The sequence below is a fragment of the Streptomyces sp. NPDC002130 genome (assembly GCF_040296465.1).
Classification (GTDB): domain Bacteria; phylum Actinomycetota; class Actinomycetes; order Streptomycetales; family Streptomycetaceae; genus Streptomyces.
In genome coordinates this window covers 1-1,687 of the sequence record NZ_JBEOXI010000700.1, presented here as the reverse complement: position 1 = coordinate 1,687, position 1,687 = coordinate 1, and the positions used below count along the sequence as shown (strand labels likewise).

At 62.2% G+C, this 1,687-nt stretch carries 1 protein-coding gene; it reads right to left on the bottom strand.

The features are described from left to right. Positions 1-1,687 (bottom strand): amino acid permease (locus ABT116_RS44600; RefSeq protein ID WP_351646642.1); only part of this gene is annotated, 1,687 nt, incomplete at both ends.

Genomic DNA, 1,687 nt, shown 5'->3' with positions numbered 1-1,687 from the left:
GTCCACTCGAAGTAGACGTCGGGAATCACGCCGGTGATGTCCCTTGTCCGCAGGAGAACCGCCGCAATGGTGTTGGGGACGGCCGGGCTGTCGACCCACAGAATCCGGTGCTCACCGCGCTGTCGGCCGTGGACGAGGAGGTCGGTGCTGAATTCGGAGGAGTCTGTGACGTTGACTTCGATGAAGATGATCGACTCCGCCTCCGGGATGTTGCTTTCGGCGCGCTGCTGCGATTCCTTCTGCCGATACTCGTCCTCGTCGAGACGGTCGACGTCGTGCGCCACCATCGCGAGGTAACCCTTCTCGGCTGCCTCGGCGATGAATTGCAGCGCCGTCTCGTCGAATTCGACAGAGGTTGCCCGTAGTTCGAAGGCTCGCGAGATCCGGGAAAGGAAGGACACCACCATGATCGCGGCGATGAAAAACGACGCCACTTTCACACCGTCTGGACGTTCGAAGATGTTCGCGATCGTCGTGTAGACGAACAAAACTGCGACAAAACTGAACCCTACGAACAGTTTTCGCTGACCGTGCTTGCGGGCGGACAGGGCAACGGCGACGGTCGCCGACGAGATGAGCACGAGGACACCGGTTGCGTACGCGGAACTCTGAGCGTCGACACCGGCGTCGAAGTAGATCGTGACGGTGATGGCGATGACGCTGAATACGAGGACCAGCGGACGCACGGCGCGGGCCCATGACGGCGCCATGCCGTAGCGGGGCAGATACCTCGGAACAAGATTGAGCAACCCTGCCATTGCCGACGCACCGGCAAACCAGAGGATCAGGATCGTGCTGAGATCGTAGACGGTTCCGAAGATCTCACCCAGATAGTCGTGCGCGAGGAAGGCAAGCGCGCGGCCGTTGGCAGCGCCTCCGGGCTGGAACTCGTTCTCCGGGATCAGGATGGTGGTGACCAGGCTCGACGTCAGCAGGAATCCACTCATGATCAGTGCCGCCGTGGTGAGCAGGCGCCGTGCGCCTTTGATGCGTCCGCGTGGATTCTGTTCGGTGTCGTGCGGCTCGCCCTTGATCTGCGGCATGACCGCGACCCCGGTTTCGAAGCCGGACAGGCCGAGCGCCAACTTCGGGAAGACGATCAGCGCTATCAGGATCATCATCGCCGGATTTCCGTGCTCGGTGGTCATGGCGCGCGTCCAGTCGGTGACCAACGACGGCGCGGTCGCGATGTGCCACAGACCTACGGAGATGACCACCACGTTCAAGGCGAGGTAGACGGCGACCAATCCGACCGCGATGCCGATCGCTTCGGTGAAGCCGCGGAGGAATACCGCAGCGAGGAGCGCAAGCAAAACCAGGGTGACAGCGACGGTGTGTCCGGAGAGAAAGGTTGGAGCAAAAGGGTTCTCGACGAGGTGCGCCGTGGCATCGGCAGCCGAGAGCGTCATAGTGATGAGGAAATCGGTGGCCGCGAAGCCGAGAAGCACGAGAACGAAGATCTTGCCGCGCCACTTGGGGAGCAGCTTCTCGAGCATGGCGATCGAGCCCTCGCCGTGCGGACTCTCGCGGGCCACTCGCCGGTAGACCGGGAGCGCACCGAACAGCGTCAGCAGGATCAATACGACTGTCGCGATGGGAGCCAACGTGCCGGCCGCCAGTGCCGCGATACCGGGTTGGTAGCCGAGAGTGGAGAAGTAATCGACACCGGTCAGGCACATCACTTTCC